At 62.2% G+C, this 749-nt stretch carries 1 protein-coding gene; it reads right to left on the bottom strand.

The features are described 5' to 3' along the window. Window positions 1–177 precede the first annotated feature (177 nt). A partial coding sequence (locus AC1DYI_RS37455) for a M20/M25/M40 family metallo-hydrolase (RefSeq protein ID WP_477209118.1) occupies window positions 178–749 on the bottom strand: 572 nt, incomplete at its 5' end.

A 749-nucleotide genomic window follows, 5' to 3' on the forward strand; every position in this document is an offset into this window, starting at 1 on the left:
GCGCTGCGGCGTGCTGAAGAAGTGGCTCCGTAGCCTGCTTCTCCAACTTCGCCTGTACGCCAGAACCGTTCACATGACCCGATAACCAAACGACCAGGCCAAARAAGGCACCGACAAGCGGTGCCCGATTCGACAGCCCCGGCACCGCGCTGTGCCGGGACCGGTTGGCCAGACGACCTACTTGCCGTCGCTGCCCAGCTCCACCGCGAACGACAGCACGAGCTTGGCGAACTTCAACGCATGGTTGGCGTTGTTGCCCGACTTGCTGATCGTGTCGTTCGAGGTGTGGATGTACGGGTTCGAATCGTCGTACAGCGCCTCGGCCGGGATCGACGCGGCATAGCCCTTGTTCGTCCACGAGGCGTGGTCGGAACAGGCATAACCGCAGCGATCCTCGGTCACCTTCAGCGTCGGCTGGTAGTGCGCCACCAGGTCCTTGATGAACTTGTTCTGGGCGGCGTTCGAGTAGTCGGTCATCACCGTGATGTCGCTGTTCGACGTGCCTTTGTAGTTGGTCATGTCCAGCTGCAGCACGCCGACCACCTTCTTGCCCTTGTTCTTGTAATCGGCGGCGATGTCGGCCGAGCCCTTCAGGCCCACCTCTTCGGCCGCATAGGCCATGAACTGGATCGTGCGCTTGGGCTTGTAGCCGCTGGACAGCAGCACACGCATCGCTTCTTGCAGCGAAGCGATGCCCGACGCGTCGTCATCGGCCCCCGGCGCGATGCTGTTCTCGCTGGTGAACCCGA

This window comes from Ideonella sp. P3_A4 (assembly GCF_056403075.1).